Origin of the sequence: Aquitalea sp. LB_tupeE (assembly GCF_013391415.1) — a bacterium.
Taxonomy (GTDB): Bacteria; Pseudomonadota; Gammaproteobacteria; order Burkholderiales; family Chromobacteriaceae; genus Aquitalea.
The window spans coordinates 138,840-161,350 of the sequence record NZ_JACAXB010000034.1 but is presented as its reverse complement, the minus strand read 5'-3'; the positions used below and the strand labels follow the sequence as shown (position 1 = coordinate 161,350).

20 protein-coding genes are annotated in these 22,511 nt (G+C 58.9%); 12 read left to right on the top strand and 8 right to left on the bottom strand.

Going from position 1 to position 22,511, the window contains the following annotated elements:
• Position 1: 1 nt before the first annotated feature.
• Positions 2-865 carry a TIGR02285 family protein gene (locus HWX34_RS18425; protein WP_178973633.1) on the bottom strand — a complete coding sequence of 288 codons (864 nt, stop codon included), beginning with the start codon at positions 863-865 and terminating at the stop codon, positions 2-4.
• Between the two features lie 494 nt (positions 866-1,359).
• Between HWX34_RS18425 and HWX34_RS18420 the strand changes: the two genes are divergently transcribed.
• The 8 genes from HWX34_RS18420 (at position 1,360) to HWX34_RS18385 (ending at position 11,672) form a co-directional block, all read left to right on the top strand.
• Positions 1,360-1,707, top strand: coding sequence for a hypothetical protein (locus HWX34_RS18420; RefSeq protein WP_178973632.1), 348 nt, complete (start codon positions 1,360-1,362; stop codon positions 1,705-1,707).
• A gap of 69 nt (positions 1,708-1,776) precedes the next feature.
• The gene (locus HWX34_RS18415) at positions 1,777-2,214 is read left to right on the top strand and encodes a DUF411 domain-containing protein (RefSeq protein WP_178973631.1); all 438 of its coding nucleotides are present in this window, start codon (positions 1,777-1,779) and stop codon (positions 2,212-2,214) included.
• A 321-nt stretch (positions 2,215-2,535) separates the two neighbouring features.
• Positions 2,536-4,194: an NAD-dependent malic enzyme gene (locus HWX34_RS18410; RefSeq protein WP_178973630.1), complete on the top strand. Its 1,659-nt coding sequence runs from the start codon at positions 2,536-2,538 to the stop codon at positions 4,192-4,194.
• 121 nt (positions 4,195-4,315) lie between these two features.
• Complete coding sequence (aspT, locus tag HWX34_RS18405) at positions 4,316-5,998, top strand: aspartate-alanine antiporter (protein ID WP_178973629.1); 1,683 nt, start codon at positions 4,316-4,318, stop codon at positions 5,996-5,998.
• A gap of 207 nt (positions 5,999-6,205) precedes the next feature.
• Complete coding sequence (locus tag HWX34_RS18400) at positions 6,206-8,029, top strand: ATP-binding protein (RefSeq protein WP_178973628.1); 1,824 nt, start codon at positions 6,206-6,208, stop codon at positions 8,027-8,029.
• A 3-nt stretch (positions 8,030-8,032) separates the two neighbouring features.
• Positions 8,033-9,352, top strand: coding sequence for a sigma-54 dependent transcriptional regulator (locus HWX34_RS18395; protein WP_178973627.1), 1,320 nt, complete (start codon positions 8,033-8,035; stop codon positions 9,350-9,352).
• A gap of 452 nt (positions 9,353-9,804) precedes the next feature.
• The gene (locus HWX34_RS18390) at positions 9,805-10,416 is read left to right on the top strand and encodes a TetR/AcrR family transcriptional regulator (RefSeq protein ID WP_178973626.1); all 612 of its coding nucleotides are present in this window, start codon (positions 9,805-9,807) and stop codon (positions 10,414-10,416) included.
• Between the two features lie 53 nt (positions 10,417-10,469).
• Entirely contained in the window at positions 10,470-11,672 is a 1,203-nt protein-coding gene (locus HWX34_RS18385) for an EAL domain-containing protein (RefSeq protein WP_178973625.1), read from the top strand.
• Between the two features lie 186 nt (positions 11,673-11,858).
• On the opposite strand, the gene HWX34_RS18380 is transcribed toward HWX34_RS18385, so the two are convergent.
• The 3 genes from HWX34_RS18380 to HWX34_RS18370 all read right to left on the bottom strand — a co-directional run bounded on the left by HWX34_RS18380 (position 11,859) and on the right by HWX34_RS18370 (position 13,566).
• On the bottom strand, positions 11,859-12,008 hold the full coding sequence (locus tag HWX34_RS18380) for a hypothetical protein (RefSeq protein ID WP_156156974.1): 150 nt from the start codon (positions 12,006-12,008) through the stop codon (positions 11,859-11,861).
• An 8-nt stretch (positions 12,009-12,016) separates the two neighbouring features.
• Positions 12,017-12,457 (bottom strand): LexA family protein, encoded by a 441-nt coding sequence (locus HWX34_RS18375; RefSeq protein ID WP_370459791.1) that lies wholly within the window; start codon positions 12,455-12,457, stop codon positions 12,017-12,019.
• Positions 12,458-12,750: 293 nt separating this feature from the next.
• Positions 12,751-13,566, bottom strand: coding sequence for a LuxR C-terminal-related transcriptional regulator (locus HWX34_RS18370; protein WP_178973624.1), 816 nt, complete (start codon positions 13,564-13,566; stop codon positions 12,751-12,753).
• A gap of 199 nt (positions 13,567-13,765) precedes the next feature.
• On the opposite strand from HWX34_RS18370, the gene HWX34_RS18365 reads away from it, so the two are divergent.
• From HWX34_RS18365 to HWX34_RS18350, 4 genes are all read left to right on the top strand, one after another.
• Complete coding sequence (locus tag HWX34_RS18365) at positions 13,766-15,262, top strand: aldehyde dehydrogenase (protein ID WP_178973623.1); 1,497 nt, start codon at positions 13,766-13,768, stop codon at positions 15,260-15,262.
• A 27-nt stretch (positions 15,263-15,289) separates the two neighbouring features.
• A complete protein-coding gene (locus tag HWX34_RS18360) occupies positions 15,290-16,672 on the top strand; it encodes an aspartate aminotransferase family protein (RefSeq protein WP_178973622.1) in 1,383 nt (460 codons plus the stop codon).
• A gap of 146 nt (positions 16,673-16,818) precedes the next feature.
• The gene (locus HWX34_RS18355; protein ID WP_178973621.1) at positions 16,819-17,913 is read left to right on the top strand and encodes a polyamine ABC transporter substrate-binding protein; all 1,095 of its coding nucleotides are present in this window, start codon (positions 16,819-16,821) and stop codon (positions 17,911-17,913) included.
• A gap of 184 nt (positions 17,914-18,097) precedes the next feature.
• The gene (locus HWX34_RS18350; RefSeq protein WP_178973479.1) at positions 18,098-18,265 is read left to right on the top strand and encodes a hypothetical protein; all 168 of its coding nucleotides are present in this window, start codon (positions 18,098-18,100) and stop codon (positions 18,263-18,265) included.
• Between the two features lie 78 nt (positions 18,266-18,343).
• Here the strand turns inward: HWX34_RS18350 and HWX34_RS18345 are convergent, their stop codons facing one another.
• From HWX34_RS18345 to argE, 4 genes are all read right to left on the bottom strand, one after another.
• Positions 18,344-18,736, bottom strand: a complete 393-nt coding sequence (locus tag HWX34_RS18345) for a phasin family protein (RefSeq protein ID WP_178973620.1) — start codon at positions 18,734-18,736, stop codon at positions 18,344-18,346.
• A gap of 166 nt (positions 18,737-18,902) precedes the next feature.
• Complete coding sequence (locus HWX34_RS18340; RefSeq protein ID WP_178973619.1) at positions 18,903-20,822, bottom strand: radical SAM protein; 1,920 nt, start codon at positions 20,820-20,822, stop codon at positions 18,903-18,905.
• Positions 20,823-20,901: 79 nt separating this feature from the next.
• Positions 20,902-21,249, bottom strand: a complete 348-nt coding sequence (locus tag HWX34_RS18335; RefSeq protein ID WP_178973618.1) for a thioredoxin family protein — start codon at positions 21,247-21,249, stop codon at positions 20,902-20,904.
• Positions 21,250-21,353: 104 nt separating this feature from the next.
• Positions 21,354-22,511 (bottom strand): acetylornithine deacetylase, encoded by a 1,158-nt coding sequence (gene argE, locus HWX34_RS18330; RefSeq protein ID WP_178973617.1) that lies wholly within the window; start codon positions 22,509-22,511, stop codon positions 21,354-21,356.

The following is a 22,511-nucleotide window of genomic DNA, read 5'->3' as shown; positions in this document are numbered from 1 at the left end:
TTCACTTGGCAGATGGTTGCGAGGACTGGTAACGCCTGTAGATGTCCTCATAGTGCCGTGCGGCTTCAGGGTCCAGCCAGCGCGCTTCGGCATCAATCCATGGCGGGCGCTTGCCCGTCCGTGCAAGCACTTTATTGACGCGCTGGATAATCTTCTTGCCCCACGGCCCCTTGGTGCAGCCGACATAGCCCAAGGTGTAATCCGGCAAACCGACGATGGGAAGGTAAACCAGGCGGCTGGCCGCGGCAAGATTGAGTTTGTTGGCAAACCAGTTGATCTCGTCCGGGTAGCTGATGATGTAGTCTACCCAGCCACTAGCCAGTTGGCGGAAAGGGCCTTCGTCATCATCGCTGGTCTGGATCAGGTTTTTCTTGCCTGCTGCTTCCTGCATGGCGTCCAGCACCACCGGCGGGTAGCCGCGTTTCTCCTGGCGAATGGAGATCAAGGAAGTGTCACGCATCAGCCGGGCAATATCGACTGCGCCGGCTGCATTGCGATAGGCGTGCAAGCGGTTTAGCCGATCCGCCCGCACCACTACATGGTGCGGCAGGACAAACTCTACCGGATCACTGAAATCGACATATTGCTCCCGCTCCGCGGTCTTGAGCAGACTGGGCTCGCATACCGGCAAACCCTGCTTCATCAGGCCGAATACCCGTGACATGCTGGAATATTCGACCACATGCTTCAGATCCGGCGTGTGCGCCATCAAATACTGTAAAAACACATCCGCATAACCCTGCCCCTTGGCAGGACCACTGGCAATGATTACCGGAGGATAGTCCGGCATTTGCCAGTTCACCGTCAATTGTTCCGCCTGCGCGCATTGACTGGGCAGGGCCGACAAGGCCGTGGCAGCAACCATTGCAATGCGTGGTAATGACCGGGAGATCACTCTCCGGGCAATGGCTGGGAACATATTGTTTACCTTTGCTGGGGCCACGGGAAGCCGGTATTTTCGGGGTGAATTGCCTGTTCATCAAGCAATCCGTATGCCCAGACGCCTTCTGCACCCATGAGGCGGGTCTGAAGTTCTGTGCAAAGCGGACCTGATGCCCAGCTACGCTGCCGGACGTTTTATGTTGGCATCCGAAGCCATCGTCAATGCTCGACTCTCCATACCAACTAAGCCCATGGGCCGCGCCATGCATGGTTGTCGATGCAGCCTTGGCGGTGAAGGAGGGGGGGCCAGGCAAGCTCTCGCTCTGTGCGCCGCATTGCAGTGGCAATGGAAAATCCCGCCCCCGCTACAACTGATCCAGATCAACCATCCGCAAGCAAGGCGCAATCCAGTATTCACCTGTGCCACCTGGCAGTGCTATCTTGCCAGCCATGAAAGCCTTGTACCGTTTCCTGCTCATGCTTCTGCTCGCGCTTCCGGCACTCAATGTGCTGGCGGCAAGTGCCGACATGGCCATGGCCGGTAAGGTTATCTTGTCAGCAGACTGCATGGCCCATGCCAGCCATGCCAGCTGCCACGATAAAGCAGCAGGCAAGCTGTCGTCAGCTGTAGTCCATGCAAAAGCTGTGCATGGCATGTGGTGTAGCGCAGCGGGCTGCGTGCAACTCTGCGCACCGGCCTTGTCCCAGCTTGCCAGCTGGTCTGCTGCCCCCTTAGCCCAGCGCGGTATTTTTGTTCCCACCCTGCCTGCCACCCTGACGGGCATCACCCTTGCTCCGCCGCACCGCCCACCGGTACTAGCCTGACAGTTCTCTCAATTTACCGGCTTGTTGCCGGTCAACCGAATCCTAGTCATTGCCAGAAGGAGGGCCATCATGGCCACTATCCGTACCCGCATTACTGCCGTATTGTTCGGCGCGTTCAGCACCTCCGTGTTTGCCGTCACCCCGGTCACGCTATACAAAAGCCCCACTTGCAGCTGCTGCGAGGCCTATGTCAGCTACCTCAAGCACCAGGGCTTTGAGATTACCGCCATCAATCGCGATGACATGCAAGCCATCAAGCAGCAGATGGGCGTCACGCCCGGCCTTGGCAGCTGCCACACCGCCAGGATTGGCCGCTACACCATTGAAGGCCATGTGCCGGTGGCTGCCATCAGGCAGTTGATGGCCAGCAAGGCCGACGTGGTGGGCTTGTCCGCCCCCGGCATGCCGCAGCACGGCCCGGGCATGGGTGAAGAAAAGCCGGGCACGCTGGCTATTTACACCATGACCAAGGACCAACGCACCGGCGTGCAGTTTGGCCGGTTCTGAGCATGCGCGGATAAGGCGGCAGGGCTACTCACATCATTCCTGCGTTCCAGCCGTCCTAGCGCAAACCCGGCAGCCCATCCCGGCTGGCCGGGTTTTTTTATGGCTGCACAAAGCCCATGAACAAAGTACGGACTTCCGCACCTGCAGTTCGGGGCAAAGTACGGCCTGACGTCAGTAGGGTTTTTTTGGTCAAATAAAAACCTATAAAAATCAATATTTTAAAAATTTTTTCAAGGGCAAAAAGGCTGGCACGCCAGTTGCAATATAAAGGGCAGCTGAGACGTTTTCATCTCACCCATTCGATACAAACTGGAGATTGCCATGACTGTAAAGAACACTTCCGTCAAGAATGACAAACTGAACGCCAAGGGCGTACAAGGCGGCATGCCGCTGCTGCATGAACCCAAGCTGAACAAGGGCACGGCCTACAGCGTGGATGAGCGTCGCCAGCTGGGTCTGGAAGGTTTGCTGCCGCATGCAGTGGAAAACCTTGACCGTCAGGTAGAGCGTGTCATGGCCCACCTGGATGAAAAGGCGGACGATCTGGAACGCTATACCTATTTGATCGGCCTGGAAGACCGTAACGAAACCGTGTTCTACAAGACGGTGATGTCCGACCCGAAACGTTTCATCCCGGTACTGTACGACCCGACCGTGGCCGATGCCTGCGAAACCTTCGGTAACAACTACCGCCGCGCCCGTGGCATGTACATCACCCGCTACATGAAGGGCCGCATGGCCGAAGTGCTGCGCAACTGGCCGGAAAAAGACGTGCGCTTTATCTGCGTATCCACCGGTGGCCGCATTCTGGGCCTGGGCGACATCGGCGCCAACGGCATGGGTATTCCGATTGGCAAGCTGCAACTGTACACCGCTTGCGCTGCCGTTCCGCCGGCCGGCCTGCTGCCGGTGCTGTTCGACATTGGCACCACCAACGAAACCCTGCGCGCCGACCCCTTCTACATGGGCACTCGCGAAGCACCGGTTTCCGAAGCCGAGCTGGACGAGCTGACCGAGGAGTTCATCCAGGCCGTGCAGGAAGTATTCCCCAACTGCTGCGTACACTTTGAAGACTGGAAAGGCACCGACGCCATCCGCATGCTGGATCGCTATAAAGACAAGATCCTGTGCTACAACGATGACATTCAAGGCACGGCCAGCGTGGCTCTGGCAGGTATTGCAGCCGGTATGAACATTACCGGTGGCAAGCTGACCGACCAGCGCGTGATGTTCCTGGGTGCCGGTTCTGCTGGCCTTGGCATTGCCAAACTGTTCTGCGCCGAACTGCAAACCCTGGGCCTGAGCGAAGCCGATGCCCGCAAGCAGGTGGCTCTGTTTGACATCAACGGCCTGATCGAACATTCCCGTACCGACCTGTCCGAAACCCAGAAGCTGTATGCCCGCCCGGCCAAGCCGTGCAAGGACTTTGTGCAAGCCATCCGCGACTTCAAGCCGACCGTGCTGGTAGGGGTGAGTACCAAGGCGCGTGCCTTCACCCGCGAGGTAATCGAGCTGATGAGCGAGCTGAACGAACAGCCCATCATCTTTGCGCTGTCCAACCCCACCCACAAGGCTGAGTGTACCGCTGAGGAAGCCTACACCTGGTCCAAGGGCAAGGCGCTGTTTGCTGCTGGCGTGCAGTTCCCCGACTTCGACTACGAAGGCAAGACCTTCCGTCCGGGTCAGGCCAACAACTTCTACATCTACCCGGCCATCGGTCTGGCTACTTACTGCTGCCGTCCTACCCGCCTGAACGACGAATGCTTCATCGTGGCTGCCCATGCCACCGCTGATCAGGTAACGCTGACCCAGCGCGCCAAGAGCATGCTGTTCCCCAGTCAGGACCAGATTCTGGAAACCGAAGTGACCACGGCAGCACGCATTGCCGAGTACATGTTCGATTCCGGCCTGGCCCAGGTGGAGCGTCCGCGTGATATCCGTGCCTGGATCGAGTCGCAACTGTACAAGCCGCAATATTAAGAAGGGCACGCACCGCTCGGTCGGGCGGTGCATGAACAGCTGAAGGGCGCGTAAGCGCCTGATGACCACCGCCGGGCCGGATGGCCGGCTGGCGGTGGTCGACCATACAAAGGTGTCTATCATGGACTACATCATTCATACCCTGCAGAAGTATCCGGAGATTGCGATTTATCTCACCATCGCCGTCGGCTTCTGGGTGGGTAATCTCAGTCTGGGCAAATTCAACCTCGGGGTGGTGACGTCCACTCTGCTGGCCGGTTTGTTGATTGGCCAGGTGCATCTGGTGATTCCATCGGTGCTGCAATCCACCTTCTTTGCCATGTTCCTGTTTGCCGTCGGTTACGCCGTGGGCCCGCAGTTCATCCGTGCGCTGAAAAGTGACGGTATTTCGCAGGTGTTCTTCACCATTCTGGTGTGTGCATCCGGCCTGGTGACTGCCATCTTGCTGGGCAAGATGCTGCACTACGACGCTGCGCTGACGGCAGGCCTGCTGTCCGGTGGCTATACCAACTCCACCGTGCTGGGCGTGGCAACCGACTTGCTCAATCAGGTCAACCAGATGCCTGGCGGCGTGAAAGTGGCCATGGCGCTGATGCCGGTGGCTTATGCCGTAACCTATCCCTTCGGTACCGCCGGTTCGGCCTGGTTCCTGGCGACGTTTGCGCCGAAAGTGCTGGGTTTCAATCTGGCAGAAGAGTGCAAAACCTATGAAAAGGAAAACGGCAGCGGCCACACTGTGGGCAGCACTGCTTACCGCGAGTTTTCCGCCCGCGCCTTCCTGCTGAGCAATGTCGATCTGTTCGACAAGACGGTTTCCGAAGTGGAAGCCATGTTCGACCACGAAATCTTTGTGCGCCGTGTGCGTCAGGCCGTGGGGGCCAAGATTGTCGATTGCGAAGGCAGTACCCGCATCCAGCGTAATGATGTGGTGGCCATTTCCGGCACCCTGACCGCGCTGCTGAAATACCAGAACCATTTTGGCAAGGAAGTGAAGGACGTTCCGCTGCTGGACTTCTCCACCGAACTGCTCGACCTGGTGGTCACCAGCCGCAAATACGCAGGCAAGACCCTGGGCGAAATCACCAGCACGCTGTTTGGCAAACCGGGCCGTGGCCTGTTCCTCACCCGCTTCAGCCGGGGCGAGCTGGACATGCCGATGGGCCATGATGCGGTGGTGCAGCGTGGTGACGTGCTGACCATTCTGGGTGCCAAGCAAGACGTAGTAGCCGTAGCCAAGGAACTGGGCTATGCCGACCGTCCGCTGGAAAATTCTGACATGGCCTTCATGGGCTTCGGCATTGTGGTGGGCAGTATTCTGGGTGCCATCACCGTGCATGTGGCCGGTATTCCGCTGAGCTTTGGTACTTCGGTGGGTTCCATCGTGGCCGGTATCGTGTGCGGTTACCTGCGCGCCACCATGCGTACCTTCGGCAAGATTCCCGGCCCGGCGCTGTGGGTGTTCAATAATGTGGGTCTGAACGGTTTTATTGCGGTGATTGGCCTGAATGCTGCGCCTGGCTTTATTTCCGGCCTGCAACAATACGGTGTCACCCTGCTGTTTGCCGGTGCCGTGGTGACGCTGGTGCCGCTGATTGTCGGCTTGCTGCTGGGCCGCTTCGTGTTCAAGTTCCATCCCGGCATCCTGCTTGGCGCTTGTGCCGGTGCCCGTTCCACCACCGCCGCGCTGGGCGCATTGCAAGACGCAGCGCAAAGCAAGGTACCTGCCGTGGGCTATACCGTAGGCTATGCGGTATCCCGGCTGGTGATGGCGGTGTTCACCATCGTGCTGGTCAACGTGTTCTAGCTGTCTTGTTCTTTATCCTTTCGGTCGTCGTGGCCCTGCCATGACCTTGCCACGCGGGTGAGCCCCGCGTGGTTTTTTTGCTTTGCATGTTGCGGCGCAAAAAGTGACATCGCGCTGTGGGATAATACCCGTATGCCAGCCACCACCAGCCAGCCGCCACAGGGCGACGACATGAATCAAGCCAAACGGGCCAGGCCCGGAGTGCGTATGAAACGAAGCGGTTTTTATCTTTATTTGCTGATCTCCATGGCGCTGTCTTTGCTGTCCGCCTGGGTGGTGTACACCGTCAGCTGGCAGGAACAACTGCAACAGCGCCAGCAGGATTCGGTGCGCCGCGTGGCGCGTAATGCCGGTTTCCTGCAGCACGAGGTGGACAAGTTCGGCCTGTTGCCACTGGCGGCATCCTATAACGACACCTTGCGGGAAGCGCTGGCCGCGCCGGATGATGCCCGGCAACTGGCGCGCGCCAATCAGTACCTGGTGCGGCTGAATCAGGGGGCCGGCTCCTTGCAGGCTTATCTGGTGGACAAGGCAGGCAAGGTGATTGCCTCCAGCAACTGGCAGCAAAAAGACAGTTTTGTCGGCCGCAATATCGCTTACCGGCCTTATTTTCAGCAGGCTGCGGCCAATCGCATCAGCACCTATTACGCCATTGGCACCACCGGCAATGCCACCGGCTTTTATCTGGCCACCGGCATTTACCAGGGAGCAGAGCGGGTGGGGGTGGTGGCCATCAAGATAGGGCTGGAACAGCTGGAGCACATGTGGGGCAATATCGTGGAGCCGCTGCTGGTGTCCGACTCCAACGGCGTGGTGGTGCTGTCCTCGGTGCCGGAGTGGAAATACCATGCCACCAATCCGCTCAGTTTTGATGCGCGGCTGGCGCTGGAAAAAGCCCAGCAATACAACAAGCAGGTGATCAAGCCGCCCATCTGGCAGCGCAAGAGCGTGCTCAACAGCCAGGCCATGCTGGTGCAGATGGGGCAGGGCCGCAGTCGGCACGAATACCTGGCCATCAGCCAGACTATCCCGGTCAGCGGCATGACGCTGACCATGCTGAACGACACCCACGAACTGCACAGCCTGGCCCTGACCCGCGCGCTGGCGGTGGCGGTGGCGGTAGGCTTTGCCTGCCTGCTGCTGCATTCTGTCAGGCTGTGGCGCATGAACCTGAAAGCCGAGGCCAAGGCACGGCGCAATCTGCAACTGGCGCATGATCATTTGGAAGAGCAGGTGGAGCAGCGTAGCAGCGAGTTGCGCGAAGCCAATGCCAGCCTGAAAAAGGAAATCGAAGAACGTATCCAGGCGGCACGGCAGGTGGAAAACTTCCAGAACGAGCTGATCCGTACCGAAAACCTGGCGGTCATCGGCCAGCTGTCCACCGGCATCGCTCATGAAATCAACCAGCCACTGGCGGCGCTGTCCGCCCTGTCGGCCAATACCGTGCGCTTTCTGGAAATCAACGACCTTACCACCGCGCGGGCCAATCTGGAGCGCATCACCGACATCGTGGTGCGGCTGGGCGCGCTGACCGAGCAGCTGAAATCCTTTGCCCGCCGCCCCAATGGCGAGCGCGAATCGGTAGCGGTGGAACAGGCGGTGGAAAACGCCCTGTTCCTGCTGAACCACCGGCTGAAAAAGACGCATATCACATTGCAGCTGCCCACCGAACCGGCGGATATTGTGGTGCTGTGTGAAGCCGTGCGGCTGGAGCAGGTACTGGTGAATCTTGTCAGCAATGCCATTGATGTGCTGAATGGCGTTGACGACGCGCAGATCAATATAGACTGGTCGCGCCAGGGCGATACTGTGCGCATCAGCGTGCGCGACAATGGCAGCGGCCTGTCCGACGAAGTGCGCGCCCATATCTTCGAGCCTTTCTTCACCACCAAGAAAACCAGCGGGCTGGGGCTGGGGCTGGCTCTGTCTTCGGACATTATCAAGTCCTACGGCGGCATGCTGACTGCCGACAATCACCCGGATGGCGGGGCGGTGTTCACCATCACGCTAAGACAGAACAAGCAGGAGTAAAACATGAGCAATCTACAAGTACTGGTGATCGAGGACGATCAGGACGTGCAGCTGGGCTATGTGCAGGCGCTGGGGCTGGACGGCATCCAGGCCCAGGGCTTTGATTCGGTGGAAAAAGCCCGCCGCAACATGGGCCGTGACTTTGCCGGCATCATCGTCAGTGACATCCGCCTGCCCGGCATGGACGGCCTGGCCTTCATGCAGGAACTGTTGGCCGACGACCCCGACCTGCCGGTCATCCTGATTACCGGCCACGGCGACATCGCCATGGCGGTGCAAGCCATGCGCGACGGCGCTTACGACTTCATCCAGAAGCCCTTCCTGCCGCAAGTGCTGGTGTCGGTGGTGCAGCGCGCGCTGGAAAAGCGCCGCCTGGCGCTGGAAGTACGCCAGCTACGCAAACAACTGGCCGCCTATGGCGGGCTGGAAAGCCGGCTGATTGGCAACTCCAACGTGATGGCCGAGCTGCGTCACCTGGTACAAGGCGTGGCTGCCACCCCCACCGATGTGCTGATCAACGGCGAAACCGGTGCGGGTAAGGAACTGCTGGCGCGCTGCCTGCACGACCTGTCCGGCCGCACCGGCCCCTTTGTGGCGCTCAACTGCGGCGGCCTGCCGGAAACCCTGTTCGACAGCGAAATGTTCGGCCACGAAGCCGGGGCCTTCTCCGGGGCCAGCAAGCAACGCATAGGCAAGATCGAATACGCCCAGCACGGCACGCTGTTTCTGGACGAAATCGAAAGCATGAGCATGCCGATGCAGATCAAGCTGCTGCGCGTGCTGCAAGAGCGGGTGATTGAACGGCTGGGCTCCAACCGGCTGATTCCGGTGGATTTTCGCGTGATTGCCGCCACTAAGGCCGACCTGTCCAAGCTGGCCGAAGAAGACAAATTCCGCGCCGACCTGTACTTCCGCCTGAACGTGGTAACGCTGGACCTGCCGCCATTGCGCGCCCGGCGCGAAGACATTCCGCTGTTGTTTGACTACTTTGTCACCCAATCCGCGCTGCGCATGAACCGCCCGGCACCGGCCATCACCCCGGAAGTCATCCGCGACCTGATGGCCTACCACTGGCCGGGGAATGTGCGGGAACTGCGCAATCAGGCCGACCGCTTTGTGCTGGACCTGAAAATGGTACCCGGCAACGCCATGGCTGATACCCAGCCCACCTTGCATGCAGCAGTGGAGTCGTTTGAAAAAGGCATGATTGCCGAAGAACTGCGCAAGCAGGGCGGCAATGTCTCCAAAACCGCCGAAGTGCTGAAAATTGCCAAAACCACGCTGTTCGACAAGATTCGCAAATACGATCTGGAAGAAAAATAAATCATGCTTGCATGCTAAGGCGGCTAGCGGGAGAGCCGGTAGCCGCTTTTTTTATACCTGCCCATGATGAAGGTGTTGCGCTTGATTTACCAGGCTGTCACCCATGCAGGGGCGGGCTTGCTGAAAAACTGAGTAGTTGCGTGGCGGATTACGCTCATTGTAGCGCTCTCGTCAGTCTTTACGTAAAGATGTGTTGCTAAGGCTTTGATATACAAAAATAATTTTTATCTGATTTCAACAATTCGTTCTGGAGTGTCATTGGTATGAATATTGAAAATGCGAGTGGCACTCTGTAGTCATCTTCAAGATAATTCATCATGAGCTGACAATAAGTTGAATCAAGGTCCTATCCCGCTGGTGGTAGGGTGCAGGGCACAAGCCTTCATGCACATTGAATGAGAGTGTGAAAATGCGAACCAGCAAAGCCGAATGCCAATGAGTGAGCCAGTGTAATGAGAAAAACGCCTAAGCAGGAGCGGTCTTCCCAGTCGGTGGAGACCATCTACCAGGCCGTTGCAAAAATATTAGATGAAGAAGAATTTTCGAAATTCAGTACCAACAAACTGGCTCGGGTATCCGGGTTTTCGATAGGGACGATATATCAGTACTTTGCCAATAAGGACTCAGTACTGATTTCGATGATACACTTCTATCACATCAAGATCATTGAGCGCTTTGTCAGTTATTTGCAGGGTGTGAATGTGGTGGATGTTGCCTTGGAGCAGGCATTGGACGGGCTGGTGGATCTGGCCATCGACGCTTACTGCGCCACTGAAAAGTGGAAAAAATCATTGCAACGCATTGGCTGGCTAAAAGAAGCGGAGCTGGAATCCCAACAAGGCTACGAACAGGTTGGCGCGGCGCTGCATGACATGGTGGCGCGCTATCACCAGTCAGGTCAGACGGGTATCAAACCACCGGATAAGGATTTGCAATTCATCATCCTGCGTTCGGTTTGTGGTTGTCTGCGTTACGCTGCCTTGCAAAATTACCAATTCGAGGATGCCTTGCTGTTAAGAAAATCCCTGAAATCCATCGTGTTGACCTTGTTGCACAACGAATAAGACATACCCAACACGGACAGCACTTGCTACTGAAACATCATCGGAGTGTCGTAATGAAAATGGCTGGTTTCAATCATGCTGCCAGAATTCTGATTGCCGAGGATAACAACAGTCAGCTGTTACTGCTCAAGGCATTTTTTGATGGTTTTGAAGGGGTGGACGTCAAGCTGGCCCGTAATGGCACGCAAGCGGTGGCCTTTTCAAACCAGATGGCCTCGATAGACCTGGCCATCATCGACCTGCATATTCCCAAGATGGATGGCATCCAGATTCTCGAACGGCTGGCACGCCGTTCGCAACTGCCTGCCGTCATCATCATCAGCGGTAATTATTCCGATTTGCTCAGCGCAGGCAAGCGCGCCGCCAACGAACTGGGCCTGCTGCGCGTGGCCTGCCTGCCAAAACCGATATGTCCGGACAAATTAAAAGCGGAAATGCAAAGCCTGCTGCAGCATAACCGGCTCCCTGTCATGGAGGGCAATATGCCCTTGATTGAAATCGTGAATGGGTTGGCCCGAAACCAGTTCTGCGCCTACTACCAGCCCATCTACGATATGCGTAGCGGTCAAGCCGTGCAGGTGGAAGCCTTGGCGCGCTGGTTGCACCCGCAAATGGGAGTCATCAATCCGGCGGCCTTTATTTCCACGCTGGAGCATGAATGCATGCTGTCCTTGCTGACCAGGCGCATTGTGCAAACCAGCCTGGACATGCTGTTGGCGCAAGGCAGTCATTCAAACCTGAAGGTTTCAATCAATTTGTCGCAGGAGTTGTTGCTGGATAATGAATTTACCGATTGGCTGATTGGCGAAGTAGAACTCAGGAAAATCAGATTTTCCCGCGTGGTACTGGAAATCACCGAAAAACTGGGGCTGTCAGACTCGGGGTATACCTTGTCGGCCATCATTCGCTTGCGCATGCGCGGGTTTGGCATCTCGCTGGATGATTTTGGCGTGGGCAGTACCACACTGGAACATATCAAGGACTTGCCCATTACCGAGCTGAAGTTCGACAAAAGCATCATTCAGGGCATTTGCCACGATTATCGCTGCCAGAGCATTGTTTCCGGCATGACCAGCATTGCCAGCAGTCTGGGCATTGAAATGGTGGCCGAGGGGGTGGATAACATCCACGATTTGCAGTACCTGAAAAGCAAGCACCCCGCCATCAGAATGCAAGGCTTTTATCTGTGCAAACCCTCACCGGCGGATGTGCTGACGGAAAAGCTGCTGGCCGTCATGGACGAACTGGCGGTTTAGCGCGCTGAATACCTGCTGCTGCGGCACTGCCATCAGGCAAGCGACAAGGCCGCAGCGACTGCCGCGCTGAGCGGGCCTGGGTGCGGGCCTGGCGCTATTGCAGCTTCTGTTGAGGCAAGCCAGATAAAAACAGACCAGTGGGTGAGGCTGGTCTGTTGTGGTGTGCAAGTGGGGCTACAGGGTGGTTCAGACGAACTGCACCGGAACAAAGTAGCTGCGGCCAGTGCGGGATACCAGCACCTGCGGTTGTCCGGCGCGGACTTCACGAAAAGCACGCGGCAGACGGCGCCAGTCCATGAACTTCATCTTGATCAGGCTTTCATCGATTTGCATCATGCGCTCCTTTACGAGACCGGGTGAATGACGTTGGTCACCACACCCCAGATAAACAATGCCGCTTCTTCCGGCACTTCGATTGGCGAGTAAGCCGGGTTCTCCGGCATTAGGAACAGGCCGCTTGCCGTTTTTTCCAGCCGCTTGACGGTAAGTTCGCCGTTGATGACCGCCACCACCACCTTGCCGCTACGTGCGGGCAGGGCGCGGTCGACAATCAGCAGGTCGCCATCGTGGATGCCGGCGTTGATCATCGAGTCGCCTTTCACCGTCACCATGAAGGTGCTGGCAGGATGGCTGACCAGATGGGCATTCAGGTCGATGTCGGCCTCTTTCAGGTCGTCGGCGGCAACGGGCGAGCCAGCAGGTACCCGGCTGGCAAACAAGGGCAGTGACAGCTGGCTGAGGGTTTCCGACAGGGTGCGGATATCCTGGGTGTCGGCAGTGCGCACCGTGCGCAGCTGGCGATATTCAGCCAGCCAGTTTTCCAGCAGTGGCCGCAAGGGTTCCGGCACACGCATGGCTACGGTTTTGTCACCACCGAATGCCGATTTGCGTCCGGCACCATCTCGTTTGCCTCCTTGTGCCATCTTGGCCCTTCCTGTTTCGCTTGCGTTGAATTGATTGTGTACAAATTCAAATGACTTGGCAATGCCAATGTGAAAATACCGGGTTTTAGTGTGGCATTCTTGCTGTTTTGATCATTGCAAAACTAATCAAGTCATTGAAATTAAACCGAAAAAATTTATTTGTTGGTGCGCGGGTTGCCTAGTGTGCCATCCGGGGCGGCAAACAGCAGAAATAAACCGGCTTGCTGGCTGACGCCCAGCTTGGCGTACAGATTGCGTCGATGCACCTTGGCAGTATCCAGTGAAATGCCCAGCTCACGGGCAATGGCCTTGGTGGAGTGCCCGGCCAGAATCAGCAGGGCGACTTGCACTTCGCGTTCGGTCAGTTGCGGGTTGCCGCGCTGGCGCAAGGCATCTTCCAGTCTTGACTGGCGTTCTATCGGGTTGTTGCGCTGTTGCTCGATCAGGCTGGTGTCAAATTGCCATGCCTTACGCAGCAGGGTCAGCAGCCAGGGGCTGAATAACTGGCAGCTGCCAATCTCGCTGGCGGTAAAGCGTTGGCGGCTGGCCAGCGACAATGACAGCACGCCCTGGCCGGCAATGGGCAGCAGGAATTGCAGCTCGTCTTCCCCGACATTGCGGCTGAAATACTGGCGGTAGTATTCGGTATCACGGAAAGAATCCGGTGCCACATCGTCCAGCCGGTACAGGCCGGGCGTCGGGTTTTGCTGGCTGAAGGCATAGAAGGGGTCGATGCGGTACAGCCCGGCACGGTAAGCGGCAAACAGGTCGTCCGCGGCCAGGTTGGCAGCGTGATCTGCCAGGATCAGCGGTGGCTGGTCGGCCTGGAACAGCAGCACTACCCAGGTATCGAAGGTGGCAATCTCTCCCAGAAAGCTGGCCAGTACCGGCCAGAAGCGTGGCTCTCCCAGTTGTTCCAGCAATTTCCCCAGCCGGTGATGAAAGGCCAGGTCACTCACGGCGATCTGCATGTCTGTTCTTGCTCCTGTTTCGGTATTGGCCATGGCTTTGCATGATGCCGCAAGCGTTCTGTCCGGGCGCTACCCCCAAGGGGTGAGTGCACTCACCCTTCAAGGCGATGGGCGGGGTGGGGCAGCCTGCCTAGACTGTGGCCATTGCATGCCAGTCGGTTTTTGTTCTGCGACTGGCCAAACCCGACAGGAGAGTAGCATGTTGTCATCGAAAGATCTGTCATTCTGGACGGCGTGCGCCACCGGCCTGCAGCCTGCCGCGCAGGCTTATATTGATGGCCGCCTGCAAGACGCCGTGGATGGCCGCCAGTTTGCCAGTACCAGTCCGCATACCGGCCAAACCATTGCCATGGTGGCACGTTGCGCACAGGCCGATATTGATCTGGCGGTGAATGCTGCGCGGCGCAGCTTTGAGGCCGGGGACTGGTCGCGCTGTCATCCGCGAGAGCGCAAACCAGTGCTGCAAAAACTGGCGCAACTGCTGCGCGACAATGCCGACGAACTGGCCTTGCTGGATTGCCTGGACATGGGCAAACCCATCTCGGATGCGCTGAATATCGACGTGCCGGCCACGGCGGCCTTGTTCGACTGGTATGCCGAAGCCTGCGACAAGCTGTATGACGAAGTGGCTCCCAGCGGCCCGGATGCGCTGGCGCTGGTGACGCGCGAGCCGGTGGGCGTGGTGGCGGCGGTGATTCCGTGGAATTTCCCGCTGGACATGGCGGCCTGGAAAGTGGCCCCGGCGTTGGCGGCAGGCAATAGCGTGCTGTTGAAGCCGGCCGAGCAATCGCCGCTGTCTGCCATCCGTCTGGCGCAGCTGGCCAGCGAGGCCGGTTTGCCTGATGGGGTGCTGAATGTGCTGCCTGGGTATGGCGAGGAAGCCGGGCAGGCGCTGGGCCTGCATCCGGATATCGACTGTCTGTCGTTTACCGGCAGTACCGAAATCGGCAAGCGCTTTCTGGCGTATTCCGCCGCGTCCAATATGAAGATGGTATGGCTGGAGTGTGGTGGCAAAAGCCCGAATCTGGTGTTCGCCGATTGTACAGACCTTGACGCGGCGGCCCGCAAGGCGGCGTTCGGCATCTGCTTCAATCAGGGCCAGGTGTGTTCCGCCAGCTCGCGCTTGCTGGTGGAGGCCAGCATTCACGACCGTTTTGTCGAAAAAGTATTGGCCGAAATGGCGCACTACCAGCCGGGTAATCCGCTGGACCCAGCCACGCGGCTGGGCACGCTGGTGGATGCCGGACATACCGGCCGGGTACACAGTTTTATCGCGGACGGCATGCAGCAAGGCGCGCGCTTGCTGGCGGGTGGTGAGCGGTTGCGCATTGGCGACAGCGACTGCTATTTGCAACCTACCTTGTTTGCCGGAGTGACGCCGCAGATGCGCATTGCCCGCGAAGAAATCTTCGGCCCGGTGCTGTCGGTGTTGCGTTTCAACAGCGAAGCCGAAGCCATTGCCATGGCCAATGACAGCATTTACGGGCTGGCGGCTGCGGTATGGACCGACCAACTGCAGCGGGCGCACCGCGTGGCGCGGGCCTTGCGTGCCGGTACTGTCTCGGTCAATACCGTGGATGCGCTGGACCCGGGCGTACCGTTTGGCGGTTGCAAGCAGTCCGGTTTTGGCCGCGACCTGTCCTTGCATGCGCTGGACAAGTTCAGCCAGCTCAAAACTACCTGGATCAGCCTGTGAGCCGGTGCCCCCGGCATGGAGACCACTATGCGCACTAATCAAGAACAACGTAGTACTGCCGACTATCAGGCCATGGATGCTGCCCACCATATTCATGCTTTCCTGGACCAGAAAGCCTTGAACGAGGAGGGCGCGCGCGTCATCACCCGTGGTGAAGGGCTGTATGTGTGGGACAGCGAAGGCAAGCAGTATCTGGACGGCATGTCCGGCCTGTGGTGCACCAATGTCGGCTATGGCCGGCAGGAATTGATTGATGCCGCCACCCGCCAGCTCAAGGAATTGAGTTACTACAATATGTTTTTCCATACCACTCATCCGGCGGTGGTGGAGTTGTCCGAGCGGCTGTTTTCCTTGCTGCCCGGCAGTTACAGCCATGTGATCTATACCAACTCCGGCTCGGAAGCCAATGAGGTGTTGATCCGCACCGTGCGCCGTTATTGGGATGTGATGGGCCAGCCGGACAAGAAAATCTTCATCGGCCGCCACAATGGCTATCACGGCTCCACCGTGGGCAGCGCCTCGCTGGGTGGCATGGCTTTCATGCACGAGATGGGTAATCTGCCGATTCCCGGTGTCGAGCACATCGACGAACCGGACTGGTTCCGCCACGGCGGCAGCCTCAGCCCGGCGGAATTCGGCCTGCAGTGCGCCCGCGCCTTGGAGCAGAAAATCCTGCAACTGGGTGCGGACAAGGTGGCGGCCTTTGTCGCCGAACCCTTCCAGGGTGCCGGTGGCATGATTTTCCCTCCGGAAAGCTACTGGCCGGAAATCCAGCGCATTTGCCGTCAGTACGATGTGCTGCTGTGTGCCGACGAGGTGATCGGCGGCTTTGGCCGTACCGGCGAATGGTTTGCCCATCAGCATTTTGATTTCCAGCCGGATACGCTGAGCATTGCCAAGGGGCTGACCTCCGGCTACATCCCCATGGGTGGGCTGGTGCTGTCGCGGCGCATGGCCGAGGCATTAATCGACAAGGGCGGGGTGTTTGCCCACGGCCTGACTTATTCCGGCCACCCGGTGGCTGCGGCAGTGGCGCTGGCCAATCTGGATGTGTTGCAGGGCGAAGGTATGGTGGCTGCCGTCAAGCAGGACACCGGCCCTTACCTGCAACGCTGCCTGCGCGAAGTGTTTGCCGACCATCCGCTGGTGGGCGACATCCAGGGCACAGGCATGGTGGCGGCCTTGCAGCTGTGTGAAGACAAGGCCAGCCGCAAGCTGTTTGCCAATGAAGACGACATTGGCTGGCGCTGCCGCAGCCATGGCTTTGACGAAGGGCTGATCATCCGTTCCACCCATGGCCGCATGATAATGGCACCGGCACTGGCCATTACCCGTGGCCAGATTGACGAGCTACTGAGCAAAACCAAGCGGGCCGTCGATCGCACCGCCCGCGAGCTGGGCATGTTGTAAGCCCCGCTACCGGCATCAATACAGAGCCGTTCAGCGGCCATTCCTTGCCGGGACCACTCCTTCAGCACAGCGCCATTGTTCCCGCCACCGGTCAGCCTGGCCGGTGGACGGGTGTTGCCCGTCCGCACTACAGGAGTACCACCATCATGCGCTTCACACCCGCCCTGCGCCGTCTTGCCTCCATCACGCTTTGTTGCCTTGGCCTTGGCGCCCAGGCAGCCGAGTTGCATGTTTATAACTGGTCGGACTATATCGGTGAGCAAACCATTGCCAGCTTCGAGAAACAGACCGGCATCAAGGTGAAATACGATGTTTACGACAGTGACGACACCTTGCAGGCCAAAATGCTGACCGGCCGCGCCGGTTACGATGTGGTGGTGCCCACCTCCAATTACATGGCCCGCCAGGCGGCTGCCGGTATCTATCAGCCGCTGAACAAGGCGTTACTACCCAATCTGGCCAATCTGGACCCGCAGTTGCTGAAAATGGTGGCCAGTGCCGATCCCGGCAACAAGTACGGTGTGCCCTACGCCTGGTTTACCGACGGGCTGGGGCTGAACCTGAACAAGGTCAAGGCGGCGCTGGGTAATGATGCGGCGCTGGATAGCTGGGACCTGGTGTTTGATCCGGCACGGCTCGGCAAGCTCAAGGGCTGTGGGGTGTCGATGCTGGATCAGGCCAGCGATGTGTTTGCCATCACCCTGCATTACCTGCACAAGGACCCGAACAGCAAGAACCCGGCCGATTATCAGGCGGCGTTTGAAACCCTGAAGAAAATTCGCCCCTACATCACCCAGTTCAACTCGTCCGGCTATATCAATGACCTGGCCAATGGTGATGTGTGTCTGGCGGTAGGCTGGTCGGGCGATATCGGCATTGCCCGGCGTCGGGCGGCGGATGCCGGCAAGCATTACCAGATTGCCTATGTCATTCCCAAGAGCGGCGCGCCGTTTTCGGTGGACATGATGACCATTCCGAAAGATGCGCCCAACCCGGCAGCGGCACACCAGTGGATCAACCACATCCTGCAGCCGGATGTGGCGGCTGGCATTACCAACAAGGTGTTCTATCCCACGCCGAATATTCCGGCGCGCAAACTGGTGCAGCCAGCCATTGCCAGCGATGCCGGCATCTACCCGCCACCCGCAGTGATGCAGACGCTGTTCTTGTTGCAACCCTTGCCGACCGATATCTTGCGCTTGCAGAACCGGCTGTGGACGCAGCTGAAAACAGGTCGCTGAACCCCTGGCAAACACTGCCCGCCATGGTGCGGTTGCTGCTGAGCTTGCATGCCGTGTCAGTAGCGAAGCCGGGCGGAATATCCATCGTCACCGTTGAATATCCTGGCTGGCACAGGTAGTCTCTGCACCCGTCCCGTTATTGCCGTGCAGAGGGCTGCAGGCAAGGGATGAACAGGAGACAGCAATGCGAGTACAGGCAAACCCGGCCGATATCGGGCGATGCGGCTGTGGCCGGCGCGACTATTGTGATGGTAGCCATGGCCTGACCGAAGAGCAGTGGCAGGCCCGCTTGGCCGAAGAACAAAAGCAGGCGGAAGAACAAGCTGCAGCGGCGGACTTTGGCGACGACTGAGTATCAGTCTGAAAGCGTTGGTCAGCCAAACAAACAGCCCGCACATCTGGGAAGATGGCGGGCTGTTTGTTTGGCAGCTTATTTCTTTTTGTCGCTACTGTTGGCAGGCGCTTGCAGGTAGCTGGCCATGCCCTGCAAGGAGTTTTGCATGCTGGAGAGGTGTTCCAGAGCCAGGCCTTGCAAATCTTCCTGCGCTTTGGATAGGATGCCGCAGAATTCGCCAGAGCACTCCATGGCGCGGTTGGCATTGGCTTTGGCCAGGTTGCTGATCTGGCTGATGGCTTCTTGCGGGGTGCTGGCCTGACTCAGTGCGTGTAATGACTTGGCGTAGGTATCCAGATGCTCGCGGCTGGTGCTGATCTGGAAATTGACCAGTTGCTCAACATTGTTCATCGAAACTTGCAGGAATTTCAGCGTGATATCCACGCCGGCAGTCTGATTTGGCTGGGTGGACTTGTCGTTGGATGACATGGCTTTCTCCTTGGGGACGGGCGCTAGCGGGGAAGGGCAGTTGTTGCGGGTGCAACAGCTGCTTGGAGTCATCTTCCCACTAATCGTTCAGCATTTTCCCTGTCCAAGAGGCCGGGCGACGGTGGTGGTCAGCGCCAGCACAGCCACGGCGGCTTCAACGGCTGTTTCAACCCAAGGCGCGGGCAATGAAATTACGTGGTACACGCGGCTTGGGTACACGGCTGCCAAACCAGTTGCGCACGTCCTGATCCAGCCCGATGCCGTGCATGAAGTTGTACAGCGCCTTGTTGAGCGCCTTGCCCATGGCGTCGTGGTCGGTGCCGGTGGGGTCGATGAAGCCGACATCGTTCTTGGCGAAGCTGACTGGCGGCAAGGGCTGCAGGGTGACACCATACTCTTCCGGGTTCTGGCCCACCGGCGAATGCACGGTGCAGGCAAAACGGTGGAAAAAGCCGGACTGGATGCAGCCGGTATCAAACAGCTGGCGTACGTATTCCAGTGCATCCACCGTGTCCTGCACCGTCTGGGTGGGAAAGCCGTACATCAGGTAGGCATGCACCAGCACGCCGGCTTCGGTAAAGCTTTGCGTCACCCGCGCCACCTGTTCCACCGACACGCCTTTTTTCATCAGCTTGAGCAGGCGGTCCGAGGCCACTTCCAGCCCGCCGGAAATAGCAATGCAGCCACTTTCCGCCAGTAACTGGCACAGCTCCGGCGTGAAGGATTTTTCGAAGCGGATATTGCCCCACCAGGAAATGGACACATTGCGGCGCAGCAGTTCTTCGGCCAGCGCGCGCAGCATCTTGGGTGGTGCGGCCTCGTCGACAAAATGAAAACCGGTCTGGCCGGTTTCGGCAATGATGGCTTCGATGCGGTCCACCAGCGTGTTGGCGGAGGCGGTTTCGTAACGCGAGATGTAGTCCAGTGTCACGTCACAGAAGCTGCATTTTTTCCAGTAGCAGCCGTGTGCCACGGTCAGCTTGTTCCAGCGCCCGTCGCTCCACAGCCGGTGCATGGGGTTGAGCATGTCCAGCAAGGACAGGTAGCGGTCGATGGGCAGGCCGTCCCAGGTGGGGGTGCCGACTTCCTCGAAGGGGATGTCGGCTTCCATCATATTGATGTAGCGGACTTCGCCATGCTCGCGCATAAAGGTACGCACCAATCGCGATGTCGAGCGCTTGCCTTGCAGGTGTTCCAGCAGGGCCAGTAGTGGTTTTTCGCCATCATCCAGCGTGATGAAATCGAAGTAATCGAATACCCGTGGTTCTTTGAGTTCGCGCAATTCGGTATTGACGAAGCCGCCGCCCAGCACGGTGCGGATGGCTGGCCAGCGGGCCTTGATGGTCTGGGCGATGCGGAAGGCTGCATACACCGAGCCGGGGAAGGGTACCGACAACAGTACGATGTCCGGCTGATGCCGGGCAATGGCTTCTTCCACCAGCTGTTGCAGGGTGTCGTCCACCAGCGTGGGTTTGCCAGCAAGGGCGCGGGCCAGCGGCTCGAAGGTGGGCTGGCTCATGGCCAGTGATTCGGCATAGCGCACGAACTCAAAACGCTCATCTACCGCCTCGCGCAGCACGTCGGCAATGTCATTCAGGTACAGCGTGGCCAGATGGCGGGCGCGGTCCTGCTGACCCAGTGCACCAAAAGCCCAGGCCAGCGGGTCGCCACCATAGGGGTCGTCCGGGTCGACGTAGACCTCCAGCGCGGCAAAGCGCTCGCCTTCCGGCAGGAAATTACGGCCGCAAATGCGGTGCGCCACGGTAGAGTCACGCCCTTGTAAAAAGGCAATCACCGGGCCGATGGTGGCCAGGTAACGCTCGAACTGGCCGACAAAGCTGTGCAGCTGTGCACTGCGTTTTTTCGGTGGAATGGCGTCAAGCTGCTGGCGTACGGCATGCAGGCCGCTTACCGAAAACAGTCGCAATACCAGCTGCAAGGCCAGGTCTTCCTGAAAGGCCGTGACCTGGCGCGAGCGCAGAAAGCCGGTGATATAGGCGGTGGACGGGTAGGGCGTGTTCAGCTGCGTCATCGGCGGGATGAGCGCCAATACACGTGGCGACACGTTGGCTGTGGACGTCTGCATGGGGGTGGTATTCAACTGCATGGCTTTCATTGATTGCGGCGGCCCGCCGGGCATCGGGTTTGGCGGCGACGGCCGGTATTCATGATGTGCGTGATGCGGCGGGCAGGCTGGCCAGGAATTGTTCGACCGCCTGCTGGCTGTCGGGCCGCACCAGCCGGGCAATTTCCTGCCCGTCTTGCAACAGCAGCAGCGTGGGCCACAGCTTGACCTTGAAGCTGCGCCCCAGGCGTCGGCCCTTGCCATCTTCAATCTTGAGATGGCGCAGTGTCGGATGGTGTTGCATGGCAGCCGCCAGCAAGGGCTGGGCTGCCTGACAGTATTGGCACCAGGGTGCGCCAAACTCCAGCAGCAGCGGGCCAGCTTCGATGGCCAATTGCTCGGCGCCGGGTTCTTGATCCTGCGCGGTAAAGTGGCTGCTGAACGCCATGACGGGCTCCTGTCGGCAAAGGCAGCAGAGGATAACACTGTTGTGCAAAAACGGCCCGGCTTCCTTGTGCAGAAAGTCGGGCCGGTTGCTGTCATGCGACAGGCTCAGCGGCTGGCAAGCTGGTGGCTCAGTCGTGATAAAAACGTATCGCAGGCGGCCAGTTGCGGTAGCGCCAGCCATTCGTCCGGCTGGTGCGCCTGGGCGATGTCGCCGGGGCCGCACACCACGGTGGGAATGCCGCAGCGCTCGGCAAACAGGCCGCCTTCGGTGCCGAAAGCAATTTTGCGTGGCGGGCTGTGGTCGTTCAGCAGGTCCTGCACAAAGCGCACCACGTGGGCGTCCGGTGGGGTGAGCAAGCCCGGATAGCTGGTTTTTTCCGTGAAAGCAAAGCCGCAGTCGGGGTCGACCGCCTGCATTTCCGGCTGCAACACCTGTAGGGCATGGTTGCGGATGGCAGCGAGCAAATCTGCTGGGGGGTCTTCCGGCAAGTGGCGAATTTCAAAGTCGAACTGGCAGTGCGCCGGGATGATGTTAAGCGCAGTGCCGCCTTGCATGGTGCCGACGTGCAAGGTGCTGTACGGCACCTCGTATAGCGGGTCGAACGGGCCGTGCTGGCGTCGCTGCCGTGCCAGGCTGCGGATGAAGCTGACCAGCTCCGCAGCATATTCCACGGCATTCACCCCGGCAGTCGGGTTGCTGGAATGGCCTTCGTGACCGCGCGCCGTCACCCGCCAGGCGGTTTTGCCCTTGTGGGCGGCGACCAGCTTCATTTGTGTCGGTTCACCGATGATGCCCATGGCGGGCAGTGCCGGCAGCCCTCCCAGCACTTCCAGCAGGCGGCGCACACCGATGCAGCCGATTTCCTCATCGTAAGTGAAGGCCAGGTGCACCGGGGTGTGCAGCTGGCTTTGCGCCAGTTGCGGCACCTGGGCCAGTACGCTGGCCAGGAAGCCTTTCATGTCGGCGGTGCCACGGCCATAAGCCCGCTCATCGCGCACATCCAGTACAAACGGGTCACTGCGCCAGCTCTGGCCATCCACCGGCACTACGTCGGTGTGGCCGGCCAGCATCAAGCCGGGACGGTCGGTAGGGCCGATGGTGGCGTACAGATTGGCCTTGCTGCCGTCTTCGTTTTCCACGATGTGGCTGCTGATGCCGTAGCCAGCCAGGTAGTTTTTGACAAAGCGGATCAAATGCAGGTTGCTCAGTCGGCTGGTGGTGTCAAAGCCGACCAGGGTGTTGAGCAGGGTAAGGGATTCCAT